The following is a 21,478-nucleotide window of genomic DNA, read 5'->3' as shown; positions in this document are numbered from 1 at the left end:
ATGAACATTGAACAATTTACAGCAGCACTAGAGGAGAAAGGGATCACTCTTTCTCCTGTGCAGCTTGAACAATTTGAAACCTACTTCCGCATGCTTGTAGAATGGAACGAGAAAATGAATTTAACGTCCATTACTGAAAAGGAAGAAGTGTATTTAAAGCATTTTTATGATTCAATATCAGCAGCATTTTTTATTGATTTTCACAAAGTGACGACGATTTGTGATATTGGAGCTGGTGCTGGTTTTCCAAGCATTCCTCTTAAAATTTGTTTCCCTCATCTACATGTGACCATTGTTGATTCTCTTCAGAAACGAATTACGTTTCTCAATGAGTTAGCAAAAGGATTAAACTTACAAGATACTACTTTTTATCATGATCGTGCGGAAACGTTTGGACAACGTAAGGAAAAGCGTGAAAGCTATGATCTTGTCACTGCTAGAGCAGTTGCACGTTTATCCGTCTTAAGCGAACTTTGTCTGCCTCTAGTGAAAAAGGAAGGATTGTTTGTTGCCTTAAAAGCATCTGCCGCTGATGAAGAAATGCAAGCAGGGAAAAAAGCCGTCACAGTCCTCGGAGGAGAGGTTGTTGAAAAGCATTCCTTTGTTCTGCCTTTAGAAGAAAGCGAACGGAACATCATTGTCATTGAAAAGAAAAAGCAAACACCAAAAAAATATCCTAGAAAACCAGGAACACCTAATAAATCACCAATAGAAGGTTGATCATGTAAAAGGTCGGTTTTTCTTCAATATTTATGATTTTACAGAAGGAAAAAACATGAGAAAATAGAATTATAAAAAGGTAGTTTTTAAAGGTGGTGTAGGTTCATGAAGCATTCACTCTCACGCTTCTTCGGGCTTGGTGACAAAGAACATCCTGAGCGTGAAACCGAAATAGAGGCAGAGATTGCTGAGCATGATACATTAAAGGAAGAGATACAGGAGCTCCCGGTCGACACAATTATGCCAAACCGTTTTCAGCCACGCACCATTTTTTCAGAAGAAAAGATACAAGAGCTGGCCACGACGATTCATACCCATGGCATTATCCAACCGATTGTTGTTAGACCAACAGAAGAAGAAGGAAAATATGAACTGATCGCCGGCGAAAGACGTTGGAGAGCGGTACAGACTCTTCAATGGGAGAAAATCCCCGCTATTATAAAAGATTTTACTGATACGGAAACGGCATCTGTGGCATTGATTGAAAATTTGCAAAGAGAAGAGCTGTCTGCTATTGAGGAGGCTCATGCTTATGCACGTCTTTTAGAGCTCCATGATTTAACACAAGAGGCGCTTGCTCAGCGTTTAGGCAAGGGACAATCAACTGTTGCAAACAAATTAAGACTTTTAAAGTTGCCTGAAGAGGTACAACAAGCCATTTTAGAGAAAAAAATCTCTGAAAGGCATGCACGTTCTCTTGTGCCCCTAAAGCTTCCAGAATTACAAATCGCGCTATTGCAGGAAATCATCGAAAAGCAGTTGAATGTGAAACAGACTGAAGAGCGTGTAGTGAAGATGCTTGAACAAAAAACAGATCGCAAACCGAAGCCAAAACGTAAGGCGTTTAGTCGTGATACACGAATTGCGATGAATACCATTCGTCAGTCTCTCCACATGGTGGAAGACAGCGGACTTAAGATAAATACCGAGGAAGAAGAGTTTGAGGAATATATCCAATTAACAATTCGAATCCCTAAATAGAAAAAAGCTGATGAGCGCCACGGGACTGACCCCATAAGATGAGACAAATAAAAAACACCTTCAAGTTTGAAAACGGATCGTTGTGATCCGAAATAAAACATGGAGGTGTTTTTTCTATGGGGACAAGAGTGAGTTATCCGGTTGAAGTCAAACAGAAGGCTGTGGAAATGAGATTGGCAGGCGTACCAATGAAAAAGATCATGCAGGAATTGAATATTAAGAATAAGACGCAGGTTCAGACATGGGTGAGGTGGCATAAAGCTGGGGATACACACAGGTTCGAACAACCTGTTGGAAAACAATATACCTATGGAAAGGGTCCCGAGTACTCTTCCGAATTAGAGAGACTGCAGGCAGAAAATCGCTATTTGAGTCAACAGAATGAAGTTTTAAAAAAGTACAACGAATTGGAAAGGAAGTTGATAAGGAAACGTCAATCAAACTGGTAGAAGAATTGTGCAAAACGATGACGGTACAGGACATCTGTGTCCATTTAGGCATCTTACGTACTTCGTATTATAGATGGAAAAAGGATTTGACTCAAAATCATTCTAAAAGACAATTAGAGAAACAGATCGGCACGTTGTGCCGAAAGCACAAATATCGATATGGTTATCGGAAAATCACAGCCATACTAAAAATGAGAATGCGTATTAACCATAAAACTGTTCAACGTATCATGCAGAAAAACCAGTGGCAATGCCAGGTTAAAATGAAAAAGCGTAAGAAGAATGGGCAGCCCTATGCCGTGGCTGGTAATATACTGGATCGGAATTTTCAGTCTGATCGCCCTCTTAAAAAACTAGTAACGGACATCACGTATTTGCCTTATGGACAGAAACAATTGTACCTTTCCAGTATATTGGATTTATATAATGGAGAAGTGATTGCTTTTACGATTGGTGATAAGCAGGACACAGACTTTATCTTAAACACACTTAATCAGCTCCCAGCACTGCCTGAGAATTGCGTGTTACATAGCGATCAAGGTTCTGTGTATACATCTTACGAGTATCAGAAAGCTGTTCATATAAAAGGCATTACCATGAGCATGTCCCGTAAAGGGACACCCGCTGATAATGCCTCCATCGAATCGTTTCATTCCTCACTAAAGTCTGAAACGTTCTATCTTAACAGGATTGATCGCACTACGACCACCATCGTAGAACGCACTGTCAAAGAATACATTTATTATTATAACAACATTCGTATTCAAACGAAACTAAACAACCAATCACCGATAAACTATCGGCAATTGGCTGTATAAAGGTGTTTTGATCCCTGTCTCAAAAACGGGGGTCAGTCCCCACTCGTCAGCTTTTTTTTGTCTTATTTCTAGCACACATTCAATATACATTATATTTATAAATTGGTAAAATATGATTTTAGAAGTGTAAAGGAGGTGACAACTACTTGATAAAAATGAAGAAGACTACTTTCGCCATTATTTGTTATTTACTATTTTCTTTTTCTCTTTTTTCAAATGAAGCGACAATATACGCTGTGAAATCGTCAACGGCTCATCATGCGGATGAAAGTTTGATGACCAACGAAGAATTGAACGTTCTGAAGGAGCAAGGTGCTGTTTCTCAAGATGTGACTGTACAGCAATTCAATCAAGAGTATGCGTCTTCCGACGATTCGATCGACTTGATTACAACTGACGATGATTTGAAGAACTATGGATTACGACAAAATAAGCAGGATGAGCTGGTGACGGATGAGAAGCCGCACACCCTCAAGCTCCTTTTAGGAAAGCCGTATCCTGGTACCGATATTATCCCTAAAAAAGGAGATATTTTGGTGACAACCACTGATGCTGTGAAGGGGTTGGTTGGACATGCAGGTATCGTCATTAATGAGAAAAGCTATGCTTCTATTCCAGGGTTACGGCAGCATCCGCAACTAGATTCCATTCATAACTGGTTTCGCTATAGTGCCAATACAAAGGTAATTCGGATTAATCAAGAGGAAAAGGCAGATTTAGCAGGAGAATGGGCACACGATTATGTGAAAGGTCATCCGAAGGCTCGCTACTCGATCACCATGTCCATTCAATCACTGGATCCGACTTATTGTTCAAAGATTGTGTGGCAGGCCTATGGCAAAACAGGGGACGCATTGGGACATGCGAACTTTACCATTAAGACACCCTACGGATTTTTAAAAAAGAAAAGCTATAAAACAGTAACTCCTAAGGTCATTGTGAGTGAAGGCCGTAAAATAGGTGAATTAAACTTTTGACATGTGACCCTCACTTTTGATGAAAGTGAGGGTTTTGAGCATGTCTATTTCTTGAAAAAGATATATCAATATACTTTTTGGGTGTGTTTTCATTCATCCTTTTATGTACGAAAAGGCACATTCACCGACGAATTTATAATAGGGAAACAAAAAAAGCAAACGTTTCATACTTTTTTTGATAGAATAGGAAGTATGAATGAATGAGAAACTTGTTAAGTTGAAAGTGGGTGACATCGTGGGAAAAATCATAGCGATTACCAACCAGAAGGGCGGCGTCGGGAAGACGACAACTTCTGTTAATTTGGGTGCGTGTTTAGCATACATAGGCAAACGAGTGTTGTTAGTTGATATTGATCCGCAGGGCAATGCCACGAGTGGTATTGGGATTGAGAAGGCCGACGTAGAGAAGTGTGTGTATGATATTTTAGTTGATGATGCAGATGTTCTTGATGTGATTAAGACGACAGAGGTCGAAAATCTTGATGTCATTCCTGCGACGATACAGCTTGCAGGGGCTGAAATAGAGCTTGTGCCTACAATCTCACGTGAAGTGAGGCTGAAGAGAGCACTTGAATCTGTTAAGCAGAATTATGATTATATGATTATTGACTGCCCGCCATCACTTGGACTACTGACGATTAATGCGTTAACTGCCTCTGATTCCGTTTTAATACCAGTTCAGTGCGAATATTATGCGCTTGAAGGATTGAGCCAATTGTTAAACACAGTTCGTCTCGTGCAGAAACATTTAAATACCGATTTAGCCATTGAAGGTGTCTTACTGACAATGCTTGATGCCAGAACAAATCTTGGGATTCAGGTTATTGAAGAAGTGAAGAAGTACTTTAGAGATAAAGTCTATCAAACCGTGATTCCTAGAAATGTGAGGCTGAGTGAAGCGCCAAGTCATGGAAAGCCGATTATCTTGTATGATCCACGTTCAAGAGGTGCAGATGTCTATTTAGACTTAGCAAAGGAAGTGGATGCGAATGGCTAAAGGTCTTGGAAAGGGTATTAATGCACTATTTAACAACGTAGACTCAAATGAAGAAACGGTTGAAGAAATCAAATTAAAGGATTTGCGCCCGAATCCGTATCAGCCAAGGAAAACGTTTGATGATGATGCGTTGTCTGATCTGAAAGAATCGATTCAGCAGCACGGTGTTTTACAGCCAATCATTGTTCGTAAATCGATTAAAGGATATGACATTGTAGCAGGAGAGCGCCGTTTTCGCGCGGCACAACAAGCTGGTCTGACAACAATTCCTGCGATCGTTCGAGAGTTTTCAGAAACGCTGATGAGAGAAATTGCCCTTTTAGAAAACCTGCAGCGCGAGGATCTATCTCCACTAGAGGAAGCCGAAGCGTATGCTTCCTTGCTGGATCATCTAAGTGTGACGCAAGAGGAATTAGCGAAGCGATTAGGGAAAAGCAGACCGCATATTGCGAACCATCTCCGTCTGTTGACTTTACCGGATGACATACAAAAGCTGATTGCAAATGGAACGTTATCAATGGGACATGGCCGGACATTGCTTAGCTTAAAAAACAAAAAGAAGCTGGCGCCTTTAGTAAAGAAAATCGTGGATGAGGGATTAAACGTACGCCAGGTTGAGAAACTTGTGCAGCAGTTAAACGAAAATGTTCCACGTGAAACAAAGAAAAAAGAAGCACCAAAGGATCGAGTGTTGAAAGAAAGAGAGTCTTTCTTACAGAACTACTTTGGTACTTCCGTGACGATCAAGAAACAGAAGAAAAAAGGGAAAATTGAGATTGAATTTCTCTCCAATGAAGATTTAGAAAGAATCCTTGAATTGCTTTCTACGAGGGAATCATCAGAGTGACCATCTTGATACAGGATGGTCTTTTTTATATTCGCCCAGTGATATTTTGAATAGGGGTGAAAAGAGACCGGCTTTTTTCTCTTGTCCAATCCATTTGGTCAATGTGAGATAGACTTTCAGAAAGTGTATTGGCCATAGACATGACTAGATGAAGACGTGTGTTTTGGAGAACGAAGTATTCCATGAAACCACTCACATTGACGATTCCATTAATATGAATATCTCCTACCTCTGGCAGTTCTTTTTGCACACCAGCCCCGGGCTTTAACGGTCCATCTCCAATTTGGAAGGAACCGACACTTTTCACTCTTCCTAAACAGGCATCAACCGCTACAATAAACGGGTGTTTATGAGCTTGTTCAATTTCAGCGAGTTTTTCTTTTAAATTGACTGCATGCACTGGATCAGAGAGTGTTCCATATACATGAAGCTTTTTCAAATTCAGACCTGAAAGCTTTGTACCAACAAGTGGACCTAGAGAGTCGCCGGTTGAGCGGTCTGTTCCAATACAAACGATGGCAACGGGTCTTTTTCCTGCTTTCTGAAGATGCGAGAATAAAATACTTTTAAGCTGTTGAATGGCATTTGTATCCGTATGGGACACGTATTCTTTCACCCTATTTCTAAAAAAAAGACCGTTCTTGCTATTCATAGGTCTCACTTCCTTGTCATAGTAGTTAGTAACAGTATACGGAAACAAGCTTAATTCTATACCTATGAGGTGATGATTGTGTGGAAGGCTGGTTCAAGGTGGACGCTTTTAATTTTAGGAAGCTTAATAGGAGCGGGATATGCTTCCGGCCAGGAAATTTGGCAGTTTTTTGGCATTGATAGCGGACTAGCCATTCTACTGTTTACATTGATGTTTATGCTGTCTACCTATGTGGTGTTAAAAATCAGTTATGAGGTGCGTGCCGATCACTTTGTGCCAGTGCTGGAGCGGCTTGTCGGTCCATGGCTGGCTAAGGTGTATGACGTGTTAATTGTCCTTTATTTATTCACGACAACGACGGTCATGATTGCCGGCGGCGGGGTGACTCTTGAGATGTATCATGTGCCTTTTTGGATTGGCATCGGCGCGTTCTGTTTGTTTTCGTTTATGATTTTTTTCTGGGATGTGAAAGGGCTTTTATCTGTGAATGCTTTCATTATACCAATTTTGGTGGCAGGGCTCATCTATGCGTTTGTTTTTTATTATATGAACCATGATCATATGTGGCGGATTGATTTTGGACAGCAGTACAATTGGCCTGCCAGCATTGTCTTTGCTTCTTTGAATATATTATCCGTTGTGGCAGTGCTGTCTTCGGTTGGGAAAGAAATGAAGGGGCTTGGGGAAGCCAAAGTGGCGAGTATATTAAGCGGTCTCATTTTTGGTGTCATCTCGTATGTGTATAACGAAATACTGGTTGATATTTCTGGAAGCCTTTCAGCAGAGGGAATTCCTTTGTTTACAGTATTAGAAGGGGCGCCGGCGTCTTTGTTTGTGTTTATGACGGTTGTCCTTTGTCTAGCCATTTATACGACGACGGCAGCAGGTTTATTTGGATTATCCAGCCGGATGCTTTCTTTTGTACGAATGCCCCGCTGGCTGGTTGTATTGGTAATGCTTCTTTTGATGGCACCTTTAACATCTCTTGGATTTGCTGATTTGATTGCTTTCTTGTATCCAATTTATAGTTTGTTGAATCTTTATTTGCTCGTCTGTTTAATGCTGTATCCGATTTTAAGTAAAAAGATATTTTCTCGCCCTAAAAATTATATTGATAAAATAAAATAAGCACCTCTCTTTTTAAGAGCTGTGCTTATTTGATCTGAATTGAATCAATAGCTTCTTTGATGTCATCGTAGACAGGCATTTGTTTAAGACGCTGGAGGCGATCCTCTAATTCAGAAATGGCCTGTCCCTTTAAATGCTGGGAAATGTGTTGTTTGACAATGGTCGTCTGGTTTATCATGTCTTCTGTTTTAGCCAACTGATACTCCAAGTGCACGCGTGTATTTGCTAATTCGTCGTGCAGCCGCATTTTGAGCAGCCGTTTTAAATCCTTACGCTGTCCTTCTCTGCGCATGGCCTGAATGGCGGCAATTTCTTCAGGAGACTGTGTTTGTGTGTGTGGTGCCGATTGATTTTCAAATACAGACATGGAGCGGCGGGCACTCACATTTTGCAAGAAACGCTGGGCGTCACTAGGAGGTTTATTTTGATTGATCATGCGATGACTCCTTTCTTAATGAATACCCATTTGCACCGCAAGGCGTCTATCTGCCTTGGCGTAGTCATCACCCATTGTGTACATATGTCTTGAAAGGGTAGAAAGCTCTTGTTCGTAATCTCTCAGGGTGTACAAGGCATTCAGTTGTTTTTCGTGTGAATAAAAGGAGGAATGGGTCTGTTCCATTCTCACTTCCTCTACGAGTGCTTCCACATCACTATGACTTAATAAATCATAGTGGCCAAAGCCGACGAGTCCTTTGAGCTCTTGTTTTACATGATGAACGGCGTCTTTTACGCTTTCATCAATTCCATCGATTTTTTCAAATACAGTGTGTACTTCATGTTCAATAATACTTTGCAGATCATAGGATGAATTTTTCAGTAAATGGGATTTTATGATAATTTCAAGTCCGCTTTGTGCATATGCACGTCCAGAATGAATTTCTTGCAGCAGCATGGCTGTAAAACTTGTATTATGATCAAGCTGTTCATCTAAAATACGGGCAGATCCATTCGGATGGAATGAATATCCATTTTCTTTAAATTCTCCTGAAACGAGAGCTAAAAAAGCATTTGTATCAAAGGATTCGTTCCATTCTATATTCATAGATGCAAAAGCTGATTTTAAAAAGGTGTCTATTTCTCTTTTTTTGTATTTAACGGATTCTTGGACTGAGCCTTGCTGCTTTGGCGGTACGGTGTACTTGACTTGTCCAACCCCTTGATCATGACGATTGAGTAAACCGACGTAATGACTAGGCTGAATATATTCAGTCAACATGTGTGTATATTGACCTTGCTGCGCCTTTTGCTGAATCGAAGGCGATAGACTGCTCCATATATTTGGGCTGTCAAAAGTGACGGCTTTTTTGACAGCTGGCTGTTCTGTTGCAACATAAGCACAAACAGCACCGGCAAGTGCTTGTCCAGTGAGATGGATACCTGCATTCGGATGCTTCTGACAGACTTTCTCTATGTATTCCTTCCCTTTAAAAAAGACATGTTCTTGATTGCTGTCAAGGGACTTTCTTTCAATTGGATAGGCATAATCTGTTTTGAGTAATGACTGTGCAGCGTTGTGTACATCTTGCTTAGATGTCACTGTCATTTGATGTGGCAGCGGACAGTGAAAAGCGACGATGAATTCGTCTGATTGTTCCGGTTGCATCGTTAAACCATATAATTTTTGATCGATTTTTAGAAAATCGTGGACAGTGAGTGTTTGCTGACCTATTTCTATCGTATGGTGCTGCTGGTAATTGTCGATATTTCCAGCATGATCGGATATGATTTTATAGTCTTTATCAGTTAATCTATCCTTTCGATTGACCATCGTACCTGCTCCCTCACATAACATTTATGCAGATATCATAAATCAAAAAATATGGAAAAACCACCGCGTTCTACCAATAAAAACCTTTTGACCTACAGTGTTTGTGACAATATTGAAAAAAAGCGGAGTTTAAGTAACTATTGGTCACAAATAAAATGATCTAAAAGAAGGGTTTTTTCTTTAAAAAAGAATAGGATGAACGATTGAAAGAGACTCTTTGTTTTGTGCATTGCCCTCCATCGCCGTTTTTTTGTACAATAGATGCAATGAAGTGAGCAAGAGAGGTGAAGGCTGATGGCAGACAAAGCGTTTGGGTTACATGATGTTGTTGAGATGAAAAAGCCCCATCCATGTGGTGCCAATCGGTGGAAGGTCATTCGTTTGGGCATGGATATCCGTATTAAATGTGAAGGCTGCGGACACAGCGTGATGATCCCAAGAAGAGATTTTGAACGAAAAATGAAGAAAATTCTCGTCAAGCATGAGGAGCCAACTGCTTAAGTAGGCCTCATGCTTTTTTTATTAAATTTGTCTTTTCTACAGCAAAGCCAGGTGCAATTTCCCGTTTTGAAGCATTGATTTATTCATTTTGACGATGTTTCTTCTATTGAAAATGCATGATGGTTAGCTTGTCTTTTCATGTAAACCTACTTATAATTGCTCTAGGTTCATATTACGCAGTATAACGAGCACGTTTGATATAGAGGAGATGAAAGAATGGCTTTAACAGCTGGTATTGTTGGCTTACCTAACGTCGGGAAGTCAACGCTATTTAATGCAATTACACAGGCTGGAGCGGAGTCTGCTAACTATCCGTTTTGTACCATTGATCCAAACGTCGGAATTGTAGAAGTTCCAGACGAGCGTTTACAAAAGCTAACAGAATTGGTGCAGCCGAAAAAGACAGTTCCCACTGCTTTCGAATTCACTGATATTGCGGGTATTGTCAAAGGTGCATCTAAAGGTGAAGGTTTAGGGAATAAATTCCTTTCTCATATTCGTCAAGTAGATGCGATTTGTCACGTGGTTAGAGCTTTTGCAGACGATAACATTACACACGTAGCTGGTAAGGTTGATCCTGTTGCAGATATTGAAACAATTAATCTCGAATTGATTTTGGCTGATTTAGAAACAGTTGAAAAGCGTTTAGCTCGTGTGAGCAAGCTTGCAAAACAAAAGGACAAGGAAGCAGTAGCTGAATTTGAGATTTTGTCGAAGCTAATGACCGCATTTGAAGCTGGGAAATCGGCAAGATCTGTAGAATTTACAGATGAGCAGCAAAAGCTTGTGAAACAGCTCCATTTACTCACATCTAAACCAGTTCTTTATGTAGCAAACGTGAGTGAGGATGAAGTAGCGGATCATGACGGCAACGAATATGTGCAGCAAATCCGTGAGTTTGCTTCTGGTGAAAACGCTGAAGTCATCGTCGTTTGTGCGAAGATCGAGTCTGAAATTGCAGAGCTTGAAGGAGAAGAGAAGCAAATGTTCCTTGAAGAGCTTGGTATTAATGAGTCTGGGCTTGATCAGCTAATTAGAGCATCTTATTCTCTTCTAGGATTAGCTACGTATTTCACAGCAGGTGAGCAAGAGGTACGTGCTTGGACATTTAAAAAAGGAATGAAAGCGCCAGAATGTGCTGGAATCATCCACACAGACTTCGAGCGTGGATTTATTCGTGCTGAAACGGTTGCGTATGAGGATTTACTAGCTGGCGGAAGCATGTCTGCTGCTAAAGAAGCAGGGAAAGTTCGTCTAGAAGGTAAAGAATATGTAGTGAAAGATGGAGACGTCATTCATTTCCGTTTTAACGTATAGGTTCTTGTCATAGGCCAAGTGATTTGTTATAATATACAATTGTGAGTAATATAATTTATTGCTCCTTGCCCGTTTAGGGCCGCTTAGACCAAAAGGAGGTGCAATCAGATGAGAAAGTACGAAGTTATGTACATCATCCGCCCAACAGTTGACGATGAGGCTAAAAAAGCAGTTATCGAGCGTTTCAATAACGTGTTAACTTCTAACGGTGCGGAGATCACTGGAACAAAGGATTGGGGTAAACGTCGTCTTGCATACGAAATCAACGATTTCCGTGACGGTTTCTACCAAATCGTAAACGTTCAATCTGACGCTGCAGCAGTTCAAGAATTTGACCGCTTAGCTAAGATCAGTGACGATATCATTCGCCACATTGTTGTTAAAGAAGAAGTATAAATCATTGAAATATATATTTAAAGGTGGTCTTTCAATATGCTAAACCGTGTTGTATTGGTCGGAAGACTAACAAAAGACCCTGAGCTTCGCTACACGCCTAATGGTGCGGCTGTAGCCACGTTTACTCTAGCTGTGAATCGTACGTTTACGAATCAATCTGGAGAGCGTGAAGCCGATTTCATTAACTGTGTTACTTGGAGAAGACAAGCCGAGAACGTGGCTAATTTCTTGAAAAAAGGAAGTCTTGCCGGTGTAGACGGTCGTTTGCAGACAAGAAACTATGAAAATCAGCAAGGACAGCGTGTCTTCGTGACAGAAGTTCAAGCTGAAAGTGTTCAATTTCTTGAGCCTAAGAGCGGCGGTGCTGGTTCAGGTGGATACAGCGGCGGTGGCAATAGCGGAGGCCAGTATTATGGCGGCAGCCAAAACGATCAGAATCCATTTGGAAATGAACCAAGTCAAAATCCATATGGCAATCAAAACAACCAAAATCGTAATCAGGGAAATAGCTTCAATGATGACCCATTTGCGAACGATGGTAAACCGATTGACATCTCCGATGATGATTTGCCATTCTAATTGATCTGAAAAAATGACTAAAGGAAAGGTGTGAAAACAAATGGCAGGTGGACGCAGAGGCGGTCGTGCGAAACGTCGTAAAGTATGTTTCTTTACTTCTAACGGTATCACGCACATCGATTACAAAGATGTTGATCTTCTTAGAAAGTTTGTTTCTGAGCGTGGTAAAATTTTACCTCGTCGTGTAACAGGAACTAGCGCTAAGTATCAACGTAAATTGACATTAGCGATCAAAAGATCACGTCAAATGGCATTACTTCCATACGTTACTGGTGAGTAAGTCGTTGACTTAAAAAGCGGAGAGCCCCGAGCTCTTCGCTTTTTTTATTTGTCTCACTAAGAACCTCATCTATTTTTGCTAGAACTGTTTTTGGCAGTCAACCGAGGGGAAGTATGTTAAAGTGACAGTTTATTCTATACAAATATGAGGTTGATCTGTCATATTGGTAGTCTAGAAAATAATTGCAGTCAGGGCGTGGGAAGATGATTGAATTTAAAAAGGTATCGATGCAATTTTCTGATGAGCGCTATGCCGTTCAATCTGTTGATTTGGAAATTCAGCAAGGTGAGTTTTTTGTATTGATTGGACCTAGTGGCAGCGGGAAAACGACGACATTGAAAATGATCAATCGTCTCATTTCTTCAACAGAAGGTGAGATTTACATAAAAGGTCAAAAAATAAGTGATTATGATATGTATGAGCTGCGCTGGGATATCGGTTATGTTCTACAGCAAATTGCGCTTTTTCCTCATATGACCATAGAAGAAAATATTGCTGTGGTGCCAGAGCTTAAACAATGGAGCCGGAATGAGACCAATCAGCGTGTCGATGAACTCATGTTGATGGTTGGGCTTGATCCTGCTATGTATCGACATCGAAAGCCAGCAGAGCTTTCTGGTGGGCAGCAGCAGCGTGTCGGTGTGGCACGTGCACTTGCAGCTGATCCTGAGATTGTCCTGATGGATGAACCTTTTAGTGCGTTAGATCCACTAACGAGGGAGAAATTGCAGGATGATCTGCTTGATTTGCAGCGCCGGATTCAAAAAACCATTGTTTTTGTGACGCATGATATGCAGGAAGCTATGAAGCTGGGTGATCGAATTTGTGTGATGAATGAAGGAAAAGTAGTGCAGATCGGACGTCCTGAGGAATTGGTTCAGCAACCAGCCAATGCCTTTGTACAGGAGTTTGTCTCAGGGGCTGCCCATCATGTAGGACATCAAGCATTTGAGCTGGAAACCTTGGCGCAACCGATGGCTCACGAAGCTCTTTTATCCTATGAGGCGGTCTCAGCACGTGCCACACTGGATGAAGTCTTATCTCAATTGGCAAGGCACGAGGAATTGGCTGTTGAAAAGAATGGAGATCGGATAGGACTAGTGAACCGTCAAGCAGTGATTCAGTTTTTAGCTGATTCTCCTAGAGAGAGGGGCGATTCACATGAATGATTGGACCCGTGTGTTATGGGAACGAAAAGAACAATTGGGACACGCCTTACTTGAGCATATTCAAATTTCTTTTATTGCTTTATTTTTAGCGATTTTGATTGCCATTCCATTAGGTATCTATTTAACAAGGGTTCCAAAGCTAGCGGAGTGGGTCATCGGGGTGACGGCTGTCTTGCAAACAATTCCGTCGCTTGCACTGCTTGGCTTGCTGATTCCTCTCGTGGGGATTGGGCAAGTGCCTGCCATTATTGCGCTTGTGGTCTATGCTTTACTCCCTATTTTAAGAAATACATATACAGGCATTCAGGAGGTTGATCCTTCCCTGAGAGAAGCGGCGCTTGCTATGGGGATGAATCATCGCAAACGGTTATTAAAGGTGGAGCTACCTCTTGCGATGCCAGTAATCATGGCGGGTATCCGAACCGGGATGGTTCTCATTGTGGGAACCGCCACTCTGGCAGCACTGATCGGGGCTGGGGGATTAGGAAGCTTAATCCTGCTGGGAATTGATCGAAATGATATGTCGCTCATTGTCATTGGCGCGATACCAGCTGCCTTACTCGCACTCTTATTTGATGTGGTGCTGCGAACCTTTGAGAAGATTTCCTTTAAAAAGACGGTGATCTCTGTGACTGTTTTTGCTCTGATTGCAGGAGCAGTTGTCGCTTCCCCCGTGCTGTTTCAGCAAGAAAAGAAAGAAATCACCATTGGCGGAAAGTTAGGTTCAGAGCCTGAGATTTTGATCTCGATGTATAAGCTTTTAATTGAACAGGATACAGATATTCAAGTGAACCTGAAGCCCGGTCTTGGTAAGACGTCCTTTGTTTTCCAGGCTTTACGCTCTGGTGATATTGACATTTATCCTGAGTTTACGGGTACAGCGATTTCTGAATTCCTCAAGGAAACAGCAAAAAGCACAGATAAAAGAAAAGTGTATGAGCAAGCTCGACGCGGATTGGAATCATCCTTTCAGCTCCGCCTTCTTGAGCCCATGGCATACAACAATACGTATGCTTTAGCCGTGCCGCAGTCACTGGCTGATCAATATAAGGTGTCCAACATTTCAGATCTAGGTAAGATCAAAAACCGTATAAAAGCTGGATTCACCTTAGAGTTTTCTGATCGTCAGGATGGGTATCGAGGCATTCAAAAAGCCTATCAATTTTCCTTTAACGATGTCGTGACGATGGAGCCTAAGCTTCGGTATCGAGCGATTCGGAAAGGGGATATCAATTTAGTCGATGCGTATTCGACAGATAGTGAATTGAGACAATACAAGTTAAAGGTGCTTGATGATGATCAGCATGTTTTCCCGCCATATCAAGGAGCACCGCTGCTCAGGCAGGAGACATTAACTGAATTCCCTGAGATTGAGACCTCTCTCAATAAGCTTGCGGGTCAAATCACAGACGATGAGATGAGAGAAATGAATTATGAAGTCAATGTGAAGGGGAAGGATGCATTTCAGGTAGCGAAAGCCTATTTAAAAAAGAAAAAATTGCTGCAATAATCAAGGAAAAGCAGGGCTGTTTATGGCAAAGCAGCTCTGCTTTTTTAAAAGAAAAAACAAAAATCATTGACATTTACTTAAAAACATCATATCCTTAATTCGAGATAAATATATTTTTTTGATTTAATATCTCGAATTCGAGATAATATAAAGACGTCAGTAAAGACATAATGAATAGAGGTTTATTACTTCATGATTAGGAGGTCATTAGAAGTGAAAAAAACAGAAGGAATTCACCATATTACAGCTATTGTGGGTCATCCTCAGGAGAACGTTGATTTTTATGCAGGTGTTTTAGGGCTTCGTCTCGTGAAGAAGACCGTGAATTTTGATGATCCGGGCACATATCATTTATATTTTGGAAATGAAGGCGGCTCTCCAGGGACCATTATTACATTTTTCCCTTGGCCGGGAGCACAAAAAGGTCAAATTGGTGCAGGTCAAGTGGGCGTGACGACATATGTCGTACCGACAGGCGCTTTCTCTTTCTGGAAGGATCGTCTTGAGCAGTTTAATGTTTCTTATGAAATGGTTGAACGTTTTGGTGAAGCTTTTCTCTCATTTGAAGATCCACACGGCTTATTGATTGAGCTAGTAGAGCGTGCGGAAGGAAAGCAAAACGAGTGGACATTTAACGGTGTCACACCAGATGTAGCGATTAAAGGATTTGGCGGAGCTGTTTTATTAACTTCGCAGCCGGAACAAACGATGCAGCTGCTAGAGCAAACGATGGGACTTGAAAGAGTCGGAGCAGAAGGAGACTATGTGAGATTCCGTTCGTTTGGCGAAATAGGCAATGTCATTGATGTGAACATCACACCTGTTCCACGAGGACGTATGGGTGTTGGAGTTGTGCACCATATTGCATGGAGAGCAACAGATGATCAGGACCAATTAGATTGGCAAAGACATATTGCACAAAGCGGGTATCAAGTGACACCTGTGCAAGACCGAAATTACTTCAATGCCATTTATTTTAGAGAACTTGGGGGCATATTATTTGAGATTGCCACTGATCCTCCAGGGTTTGCACATGACGAATCAGTGGAAACAATGGGTGAAGCATTGAAACTGCCACCGCAATATGAGGCGCAGCGCAGTCAGATTGAACAAATTGTACTGCCAATTGAAGTGAGAGAAGTTAAAGGGAAAGGAGATTCATGATGAAGCATCTTTTTCGAAAAGGAAAGAATGAACAAAGACCTGTTCTGCTATTACTGCATGGAACTGGCGGGACGGAAGAAGATTTATTGCCGCTTGCACAGATAGTAGATCCTGACGCATCTGTTCTTAGTGTGAGAGGGAATGTATTAGAAAACGGCATGCCGCGGTTTTTCAGACGTTTGGCAGAGGGCGTATTTGATGAGCAGGATTTGATTGCTCGTACAGAGGAGCTGTATACATTTATCGGAGAAGCAGCCGATGAATATGGGTTTGATCGTCACAATGTGGTGGCTATCGGATATTCCAATGGGGCAAACATTGCTGGAAGCTTGTTATTCCATTATGGGGATGCTTTAAAAGGAGCCATCCTGCATCATCCAATGGTTCCAAGACGCGGGGTTTCATTGCCTTCATTAGCGGGGAAACAAGTCTTTATAGCAGCTGGTGAAAATGACCCAATGTGCCGTCCAGAGGAATCGCAGGAGCTGGAGCAATTGCTGCAGGGTGCAGGCGCATCGGTTACACTTCATTGGGAAAATCGCGGACATCAGTTAACGAGAGAAGAAGTCGATGCTGCGGCTTTATGGTATCGTCGTCAATTTTAAATAAGGTGGGGAATACAGGTGGGATTTTTACAGAAGCTTTTTGGGCAAAACAAACAAAAGGAGATGGATCAAATGGAAAACGTAAAATTAGCGATTATTTATTATAGTTCAACAGGTACAAACTATCAGATGGCGAAATGGGCTGAAGCTGGAGCAAAAGAAGCTGGCGCAGAAGTTAAAGTATTAAAGGTTGCTGAATTGGCACCAGAAGCAGTTGTAGCTTCAAATCCAGCATGGAAAGCACATTTAGACGAAACAAAGGATGTGCCAGAGGTTCAATTAAGTGATTTAGAGTGGGCAGATGCCATCATCTTTAGCATGCCGACACGTTTCGGTAACCTGCCAGCTCAAATGAAGCAGTTCTTAGATACGACAGGCGGCTTGTGGTTCCAAGGTAAATTGGCAAACAAAGCAGTCAGTGCGATGACTTCAGCTCAAAACGCAAATGGCGGACAGGAGCAGACGGTTCTCAGCCTTTATACGACAATGTTCCACTGGGGAGCAATTATTGCCGCTCCAGGATACACAGATGATTCCTTATACGGTGCAGGGGGCAACCCTTACGGTGTGAGTGTGACTGTTGACCAAAATGGAAAAATCCAAGAGGATGCAGAAGCAGCTGTGAAACATCAGGCAAAACGTACAGTGAATGTGGCAGAATGGATCAAAAAAGGTCAAAACGCTTAATAGATGTATACAAAAAGAATGCAGCCTCGCCGCTGCATTCTTTTTTTCATTAATAAGGATCTGATGGTGTGCTGTTGTTGATGGCTTCGTCCACGGCTTGAGCAGCGCCGGTAGAGCCGATAGGTCCGCTTGACTGCTCTTGTTTAAAGGCTTTTAAACCGTCAGCGACACGCTTGCCGTAATCAGGGTCTGCTTTTGTAAAGTTTTCGATCATTTGGTCTTGAATGTCCTTTTGACATGTCGCAAGGGTGTTGACTAAGTTCTTAATCAGTTCCTCTCGCTCCCAATCATTAAAACGGCGATATGTTTCTCCCGCTTGTCCGAAGTTGTTTGGGCGGTCAATGGCTTCTCGTTTGACTTCACCCTCTACAAAAGGGGTATGATCCTTTCCGTCCTGTTTGGCTTCTTTTAATCCCCCGAGGATCGATGGTTCATAATTCACATGGGGATTTTGCCCTTTGCCTTGATCGACATGGTACTCCATTTGGCCGTCTCTCTGATTGGTGGCGACATGCTTTTTCGGTGCATTGATCGGCAGCTGTAAATAGTTTGGTCCTACACGATATCGCTGCGTGTCAGAGTAGGAGAAGGTACGGCCTTGAAGCAATTTATCATCTGAGAAATCCAAACCATCTACGAGTACACCAGTCCCAAAGGCAACCTGCTCGACTTCTGCGAAATAGTTTTCTGGATTTTTGTTTAATACCATCCGTCCGATTGGTTTCCATGGATAGTCATCCTTGTACCAAAGCTTTGTCGGATCAAGCGGGTCAAAGTCGAGGTGAGGGTGGGCATCATCTTCCATGATCTGTGCATATACCTCCCATTCAGGATAATCTCCTTGCTCAATGGCTTCATATAAATCCTGTGTGGCATGGTTAAAATTTTCTCCCTGAATCGCTTGCGCCTGTTCTTGGGTCAGATTGCGAATGCCTTGTTTCGGTTCAAAATGATATTTAACCAGCACCGCTTTTCCTTCATGATTCACCCATTTGTACGCATGGACACCTGAGCCTTGCATATGCCGGTATGTTGCTGGGATGCCCCACGGTGAAAAGAGAAATGTCACCATATGCGTCGCTTCAGGTGATTGTGAGACAAAATCAAAGATACGCTCGCCGTCCTGACGATTGGTGACGGGGTCTGGCTTAAAGGCATGAACCAAATCAGGGAATTTTAAAGCATCACGGATAAAGAAAATTTTCAGGTTGTTCCCCACGAGATCCCAGTTGCCTTCTTCTGTATAAAATTTAATTGCAAACCCTCTCGGATCGCGTAATGTTTCTGGCGAATGCCCGCCGTGAATCACAGAAGAAAAACGAACGAAAACAGGCGTTTTTTTTCCTTTCTCCTGAAACAATTTCGCTCTCGTATAGGTGGAGATCGGTTCATCGCCGAATGTTCCATAGGCTTCAAAATAACCGTGAGCTCCGGCACCACGTGCATGCACAACACGTTCAGGGATGCGTTCACGATCAAAATGACTGATTTTCTCTAGGAAATCGTAGTTTTCAAGTGTAGTGGGTCCTCTATTCCCAACAGTTCTCATATTTTGATTGTCTGTGACGGGATGACCTTGCCGATTCGTTAAGGTTTCTTCTGACTCTGAAGATGGTTTAGGCTGTTGATCTTCTTTCAATTCAAATCCCTCCTTCAATATCTCCTTAACAATATGGTCATGCTGCTCCCTATTTCATACAAGGATTGATATAATGATTGAAAACTTTCATGAGGAGAGAGCCTGATGATTCGATTACACTGCCTTCACGCCCATCCGTCCAATCAGTCATATATAGAAGATGTTTTTGGTGATACAGATGTTGATTTGCATCACACAGTCGATTCATCATTTATAGAACGCGCCACTCAAGATCCCTCGTTTGATCAACACAAGCAGCAAACGTATGCTATCAACAGATTAAAGCAAGAAAGTGAAGCCGATCTCATTCTGCTCACGTGTACACAATACATTGCTGCTCTAGGTGATCAGCAGCACCTCTTTAAACAACCGATTGTTCCGATCGATGAACCGTTATTTGAGCTGATTTGTGAGAAAAAAGGGCCTCTTCAGCTTGTGTTTTCCAACCCAAATACAGTGGAGGGAACGATGCAGCGGCTTGAATCATATGCAACAGAGCGGGGTAAACAGGTTGAAGTAGAAATGGTTGTGATGGAGGATGTCTTTCATCTTTGCCTAAACGGTGATATGCAAGCCTATGATGAACAAATCATGGAGCAGCTGAGAAAATGTATGAAGCAAAAAGGCAGAGATATTTGTGTGATGCAGCTTTCGATGGTTCATGCGGCACAGCAGATGGAGCGGGAGACAGGCGTTCCTATCATTCATCCGCTTTCTCCACTAAAACAGTTTGTCCATCAAACACTATCCGCTTGGAAAGAGTGAACCCATCAGGTTCGCTCTTTTTGTATAGGAATGCAAATGCGATGACATGTTAAAAAAATAACCGAGCGCAAACTATTTTTAAAAGGCGCGCGTCTATCCAATGTAAGAAATAACAGATGCGCATTTAAGATAAAGGAGCTCTTTGTAAAATGAAGAAACGAAAAATAGACGATCAATTTGCGGATTACGTCATGGAGCATAAACACAGTTTTTATCGGTTGTCCTATAGTTATGTCAAAAACCCAGAAGATGCTATGGATGTTGTTCAGGAGGCTATTCATAAAGCACTCAAATCTGTTCATCGATTAGAGGATACGAGCAAGATGCATAGCTGGTTTTATAAAATCGTGGTGAACGCTGCCCTAGACTTTTTACGAAAGAAGAAGCGGGTGCAGGTGACAGATGATGATACGCTTGAATTCTTATCACAGGGCGAATCAGATGTATACGAGGATCAAGACGTCAAACGGGCTATAGAAGATTTGCCTGAGATGTATCGAGTCATCATTATTTTGAGATTCTTTGAAGATCTAAAATTAGAGGACATCGCCCAGATTCTCGATGAAAATGAAAACACCATTAAAACAAGATTATATAAGGCGCTGCGGCTTTTAAAAGTAGAATTATCACAGGAGGAAATATAAATGGATAAGTATTTGGAACATTTAAAAGATGAATATTTAGAAATCCCTATACCACCGGAATATGATGCGATGATTGAACGAACGTTAAAAAGAAAAAACAAAAAACCTCATTTTCAGCAATGGACCATCGGACTTGTTGCAGCGGCTGCTCTTTTTGTCACAACTGTTAATGTCAGTCCACAGGCAGCAAGAGCGATTTCAGAAGTACCTATCATTGGCGAGCTGGTGAAAGTCGTGACGTTTACAGAATTTAAAAAGAGCGATCAAGGAACGAATATTGATCTTAAAACACCACACGTTTCAGGACTTGGGGACGGAACATTACAAGACAGCCTGAATGAAAAATATTTAGCTGAAAACAAAAAGCTGTATCAAGATTTTGAAAAGGAAACAAAGGGTTATAAAAATGGTCATTTGAGTGTAGAGAGCGGATATGAAGTAAAAACAAACAATGACCAAGTTCTTTCACTAGGTCGATACAAGGTGACGACTCAGGCTTCTGCGGCAGAGGAAATGACATATGATACGGTGGATAAGAAAAATCATGTCCTCATTACATTGCCAAGTCTGTTTAAAGATAACCAGTATATAGATGTGATTAGTGAAAATATTAAAGAGCAGATGAAGAAACAGATGAAAGAGGATTCAAACAAAATATATTGGATTGGCAAGCAAGATATGGCGGATCCATTTAAGAAAATTAAGCCGGATCAAAATTTCTATATCAATTCAAAAGGCAAACTGGTGATTTCCTTTAATGAATATGATGTGGCACCTGGTTACATGGGCGTAGTTGAATTCACGATTCCAACAAGTGTGTTAAAGGATATTCTCGTGAGTGATACGTACATTCATTAAAAAGAAGACAGACAAAAAAGACTG

The 21,478-nt window shown here is 41.6% G+C and carries 24 protein-coding genes; 20 read left to right on the top strand and 4 right to left on the bottom strand.

Annotation, left to right across the window (positions count from 1 at the left end; translation table 11 throughout):
- The 6 genes from rsmG (at window position 1) to NSQ72_RS19185 (ending at window position 5,789) form a co-directional block, all read left to right on the top strand.
- A complete protein-coding gene (gene rsmG / locus NSQ72_RS19210) occupies window positions 1-720 on the top strand; it encodes a 16S rRNA (guanine(527)-N(7))-methyltransferase RsmG (RefSeq protein WP_024424068.1) in 720 nt (239 codons plus the stop codon).
- Between the two features lie 105 nt (window positions 721-825).
- Window positions 826-1,701: a nucleoid occlusion protein gene (gene noc / locus NSQ72_RS19205; RefSeq protein WP_039182930.1), complete on the top strand. Its 876-nt coding sequence runs from the start codon at window positions 826-828 to the stop codon at window positions 1,699-1,701.
- Between the two features lie 116 nt (window positions 1,702-1,817).
- Window positions 1,818-2,968 (top strand): IS3 family transposase gene (locus tag NSQ72_RS19200; RefSeq protein ID WP_341084994.1). Its coding sequence is split into 2 segments (ribosomal slippage): window positions 1,818-2,091 and window positions 2,091-2,968, totalling 1,152 coding nucleotides; the frame shifts between segments, so codons are not numbered across the junction.
- Between the two features lie 149 nt (window positions 2,969-3,117).
- Complete coding sequence (locus tag NSQ72_RS19195) at window positions 3,118-3,945, top strand: orthopoxovirus pf05708 family protein (protein ID WP_341085061.1); 828 nt, start codon at window positions 3,118-3,120, stop codon at window positions 3,943-3,945.
- A 235-nt stretch (window positions 3,946-4,180) separates the two neighbouring features.
- Window positions 4,181-4,942, top strand: coding sequence for a sporulation initiation inhibitor protein Soj (gene soj / locus NSQ72_RS19190; protein WP_008360890.1), 762 nt, complete (start codon window positions 4,181-4,183; stop codon window positions 4,940-4,942).
- On the top strand, window positions 4,935-5,789 hold the full coding sequence (locus NSQ72_RS19185; protein ID WP_024424064.1) for a ParB/RepB/Spo0J family partition protein: 855 nt from the start codon (window positions 4,935-4,937) through the stop codon (window positions 5,787-5,789). The genes soj and NSQ72_RS19185 overlap by 8 nt, the downstream gene beginning before the upstream one ends.
- Window positions 5,790-5,814: 25 nt before the next feature.
- Here NSQ72_RS19185 and yyaC read toward each other — a convergent pair whose 3' ends face one another.
- Window positions 5,815-6,441, bottom strand: a complete 627-nt coding sequence (gene yyaC / locus NSQ72_RS19180) for a spore protease YyaC (protein WP_058837885.1) — start codon at window positions 6,439-6,441, stop codon at window positions 5,815-5,817.
- A gap of 72 nt (window positions 6,442-6,513) precedes the next feature.
- Here yyaC and NSQ72_RS19175 point away from each other — a divergent pair, with 72 nt between their 5' ends.
- Window positions 6,514-7,569 (top strand): YkvI family membrane protein, encoded by a 1,056-nt coding sequence (locus tag NSQ72_RS19175; RefSeq protein ID WP_080967203.1) that lies wholly within the window; start codon window positions 6,514-6,516, stop codon window positions 7,567-7,569.
- A 25-nt stretch (window positions 7,570-7,594) separates the two neighbouring features.
- Here the strand turns inward: NSQ72_RS19175 and NSQ72_RS19170 are convergent, their stop codons facing one another.
- Window positions 7,595-8,005: a hypothetical protein gene (locus tag NSQ72_RS19170; RefSeq protein ID WP_039182926.1), complete on the bottom strand. Its 411-nt coding sequence runs from the start codon at window positions 8,003-8,005 to the stop codon at window positions 7,595-7,597.
- Window positions 8,006-8,020: 15 nt separating this feature from the next.
- Window positions 8,021-9,340: a hydrolase gene (locus tag NSQ72_RS19165; protein WP_144468188.1), complete on the bottom strand. Its 1,320-nt coding sequence runs from the start codon at window positions 9,338-9,340 to the stop codon at window positions 8,021-8,023.
- 294 nt (window positions 9,341-9,634) lie between these two features.
- Here NSQ72_RS19165 and NSQ72_RS19160 point away from each other — a divergent pair, with 294 nt between their 5' ends.
- The 10 genes from NSQ72_RS19160 to wrbA all read left to right on the top strand — a co-directional run bounded on the left by NSQ72_RS19160 (window position 9,635) and on the right by wrbA (window position 17,548).
- Window positions 9,635-9,841: a DUF951 domain-containing protein gene (locus tag NSQ72_RS19160; RefSeq protein ID WP_008347561.1), complete on the top strand. Its 207-nt coding sequence runs from the start codon at window positions 9,635-9,637 to the stop codon at window positions 9,839-9,841.
- A 216-nt stretch (window positions 9,842-10,057) separates the two neighbouring features.
- Window positions 10,058-11,158: a redox-regulated ATPase YchF gene (ychF, locus tag NSQ72_RS19155; RefSeq protein WP_058837887.1), complete on the top strand. Its 1,101-nt coding sequence runs from the start codon at window positions 10,058-10,060 to the stop codon at window positions 11,156-11,158.
- 108 nt (window positions 11,159-11,266) lie between these two features.
- Window positions 11,267-11,554 carry a 30S ribosomal protein S6 gene (gene rpsF / locus NSQ72_RS19150; protein ID WP_024424058.1) on the top strand — a complete coding sequence of 96 codons (288 nt, stop codon included), beginning with the start codon at window positions 11,267-11,269 and terminating at the stop codon, window positions 11,552-11,554.
- Between the two features lie 36 nt (window positions 11,555-11,590).
- Window positions 11,591-12,133 (top strand): single-stranded DNA-binding protein SsbA, encoded by a 543-nt coding sequence (gene ssbA / locus NSQ72_RS19145; protein ID WP_007497456.1) that lies wholly within the window; start codon window positions 11,591-11,593, stop codon window positions 12,131-12,133.
- Window positions 12,134-12,173: 40 nt separating this feature from the next.
- Window positions 12,174-12,413, top strand: a complete 240-nt coding sequence (rpsR, locus tag NSQ72_RS19140) for a 30S ribosomal protein S18 (protein ID WP_008359105.1) — start codon at window positions 12,174-12,176, stop codon at window positions 12,411-12,413.
- A 203-nt stretch (window positions 12,414-12,616) separates the two neighbouring features.
- Window positions 12,617-13,582: an ABC transporter ATP-binding protein gene (locus NSQ72_RS19135; protein ID WP_341084993.1), complete on the top strand. Its 966-nt coding sequence runs from the start codon at window positions 12,617-12,619 to the stop codon at window positions 13,580-13,582.
- Complete coding sequence (opuFB, locus tag NSQ72_RS19130) at window positions 13,575-15,092, top strand: osmoprotectant update ABC transporter permease/substrate-binding subunit OpuFB (protein WP_341084992.1); 1,518 nt, start codon at window positions 13,575-13,577, stop codon at window positions 15,090-15,092. The genes NSQ72_RS19135 and opuFB overlap by 8 nt, the downstream gene beginning before the upstream one ends.
- Window positions 15,093-15,284: 192 nt before the next feature.
- Window positions 15,285-16,256 carry a ring-cleaving dioxygenase gene (locus NSQ72_RS19125; RefSeq protein ID WP_039182911.1) on the top strand — a complete coding sequence of 324 codons (972 nt, stop codon included), beginning with the start codon at window positions 15,285-15,287 and terminating at the stop codon, window positions 16,254-16,256.
- On the top strand, window positions 16,253-16,861 hold the full coding sequence (locus NSQ72_RS19120) for an alpha/beta hydrolase (protein ID WP_039182909.1): 609 nt from the start codon (window positions 16,253-16,255) through the stop codon (window positions 16,859-16,861). The genes NSQ72_RS19125 and NSQ72_RS19120 overlap by 4 nt, the downstream gene beginning before the upstream one ends.
- A 72-nt stretch (window positions 16,862-16,933) precedes the next feature.
- The gene (wrbA, locus tag NSQ72_RS19115; RefSeq protein ID WP_034283654.1) at window positions 16,934-17,548 is read left to right on the top strand and encodes an NAD(P)H:quinone oxidoreductase; all 615 of its coding nucleotides are present in this window, start codon (window positions 16,934-16,936) and stop codon (window positions 17,546-17,548) included.
- Between the two features lie 49 nt (window positions 17,549-17,597).
- On the opposite strand, the gene katX is transcribed toward wrbA, so the two are convergent.
- Entirely contained in the window at window positions 17,598-19,208 is a 1,611-nt protein-coding gene (gene katX, locus NSQ72_RS19110) for a catalase KatX (RefSeq protein WP_411264195.1), read from the bottom strand.
- An 84-nt stretch (window positions 19,209-19,292) separates the two neighbouring features.
- On the opposite strand from katX, the gene NSQ72_RS19105 reads away from it, so the two are divergent.
- The 3 genes from NSQ72_RS19105 to NSQ72_RS19095 all read left to right on the top strand — a co-directional run bounded on the left by NSQ72_RS19105 (window position 19,293) and on the right by NSQ72_RS19095 (window position 21,454).
- On the top strand, window positions 19,293-19,952 hold the full coding sequence (locus NSQ72_RS19105) for an aspartate/glutamate racemase family protein (RefSeq protein WP_106025365.1): 660 nt from the start codon (window positions 19,293-19,295) through the stop codon (window positions 19,950-19,952).
- A 149-nt stretch (window positions 19,953-20,101) separates the two neighbouring features.
- Window positions 20,102-20,596, top strand: a complete 495-nt coding sequence (locus NSQ72_RS19100; protein WP_039182900.1) for an RNA polymerase sigma factor — start codon at window positions 20,102-20,104, stop codon at window positions 20,594-20,596.
- The gene (locus NSQ72_RS19095) at window positions 20,597-21,454 is read left to right on the top strand and encodes a DUF3298 and DUF4163 domain-containing protein (RefSeq protein ID WP_268501861.1); all 858 of its coding nucleotides are present in this window, start codon (window positions 20,597-20,599) and stop codon (window positions 21,452-21,454) included.
- Window positions 21,455-21,478: the final 24 nt, after the last annotated feature.

Source organism: Bacillus sp. FSL R5-0659 (genome assembly GCF_038008785.1).
Classification (GTDB): Bacteria; Bacillota; Bacilli; order Bacillales; family Bacillaceae; genus Bacillus; species Bacillus safensis.
Note: the sequence above shows the minus strand (reverse complement) of the source record. Positions and strands in the feature narration are given on the sequence as shown.

Coding starts and splice junctions, on each gene's coding strand:
- yyaC (WP_058837885.1), bottom strand. CDS start 6,441: ATGAATAGCAAGAACGGTCTTTTTTTTAGAAATAGGGTGAAAGAATAC.
- noc (WP_039182930.1), top strand. CDS start 826: ATGAAGCATTCACTCTCACGCTTCTTCGGGCTTGGTGACAAAGAACAT.
- rsmG (WP_024424068.1), top strand. CDS start 1: ATGAACATTGAACAATTTACAGCAGCACTAGAGGAGAAAGGGATCACT.
- ssbA (WP_007497456.1), top strand. CDS start 11,591: ATGCTAAACCGTGTTGTATTGGTCGGAAGACTAACAAAAGACCCTGAG.
- NSQ72_RS19125 (WP_039182911.1), top strand. CDS start 15,285: ATGATTAGGAGGTCATTAGAAGTGAAAAAAACAGAAGGAATTCACCAT.
- NSQ72_RS19160 (WP_008347561.1), top strand. CDS start 9,635: ATGGCAGACAAAGCGTTTGGGTTACATGATGTTGTTGAGATGAAAAAG.
- NSQ72_RS19135 (WP_341084993.1), top strand. CDS start 12,617: ATGATTGAATTTAAAAAGGTATCGATGCAATTTTCTGATGAGCGCTAT.
- NSQ72_RS19095 (WP_268501861.1), top strand. CDS start 20,597: ATGGATAAGTATTTGGAACATTTAAAAGATGAATATTTAGAAATCCCT.
- rpsF (WP_024424058.1), top strand. CDS start 11,267: ATGAGAAAGTACGAAGTTATGTACATCATCCGCCCAACAGTTGACGAT.
- opuFB (WP_341084992.1), top strand. CDS start 13,575: ATGAATGATTGGACCCGTGTGTTATGGGAACGAAAAGAACAATTGGGA.
- NSQ72_RS19185 (WP_024424064.1), top strand. CDS start 4,935: ATGGCTAAAGGTCTTGGAAAGGGTATTAATGCACTATTTAACAACGTA.
- NSQ72_RS19100 (WP_039182900.1), top strand. CDS start 20,102: ATGAAGAAACGAAAAATAGACGATCAATTTGCGGATTACGTCATGGAG.
- NSQ72_RS19120 (WP_039182909.1), top strand. CDS start 16,253: ATGATGAAGCATCTTTTTCGAAAAGGAAAGAATGAACAAAGACCTGTT.
- wrbA (WP_034283654.1), top strand. CDS start 16,934: ATGGAAAACGTAAAATTAGCGATTATTTATTATAGTTCAACAGGTACA.
- ychF (WP_058837887.1), top strand. CDS start 10,058: ATGGCTTTAACAGCTGGTATTGTTGGCTTACCTAACGTCGGGAAGTCA.
- NSQ72_RS19175 (WP_080967203.1), top strand. CDS start 6,514: ATGATTGTGTGGAAGGCTGGTTCAAGGTGGACGCTTTTAATTTTAGGA.
- NSQ72_RS19105 (WP_106025365.1), top strand. CDS start 19,293: ATGATTCGATTACACTGCCTTCACGCCCATCCGTCCAATCAGTCATAT.
- NSQ72_RS19170 (WP_039182926.1), bottom strand. CDS start 8,005: ATGATCAATCAAAATAAACCTCCTAGTGACGCCCAGCGTTTCTTGCAA.
- NSQ72_RS19165 (WP_144468188.1), bottom strand. CDS start 9,340: ATGGTCAATCGAAAGGATAGATTAACTGATAAAGACTATAAAATCATA.
- rpsR (WP_008359105.1), top strand. CDS start 12,174: ATGGCAGGTGGACGCAGAGGCGGTCGTGCGAAACGTCGTAAAGTATGT.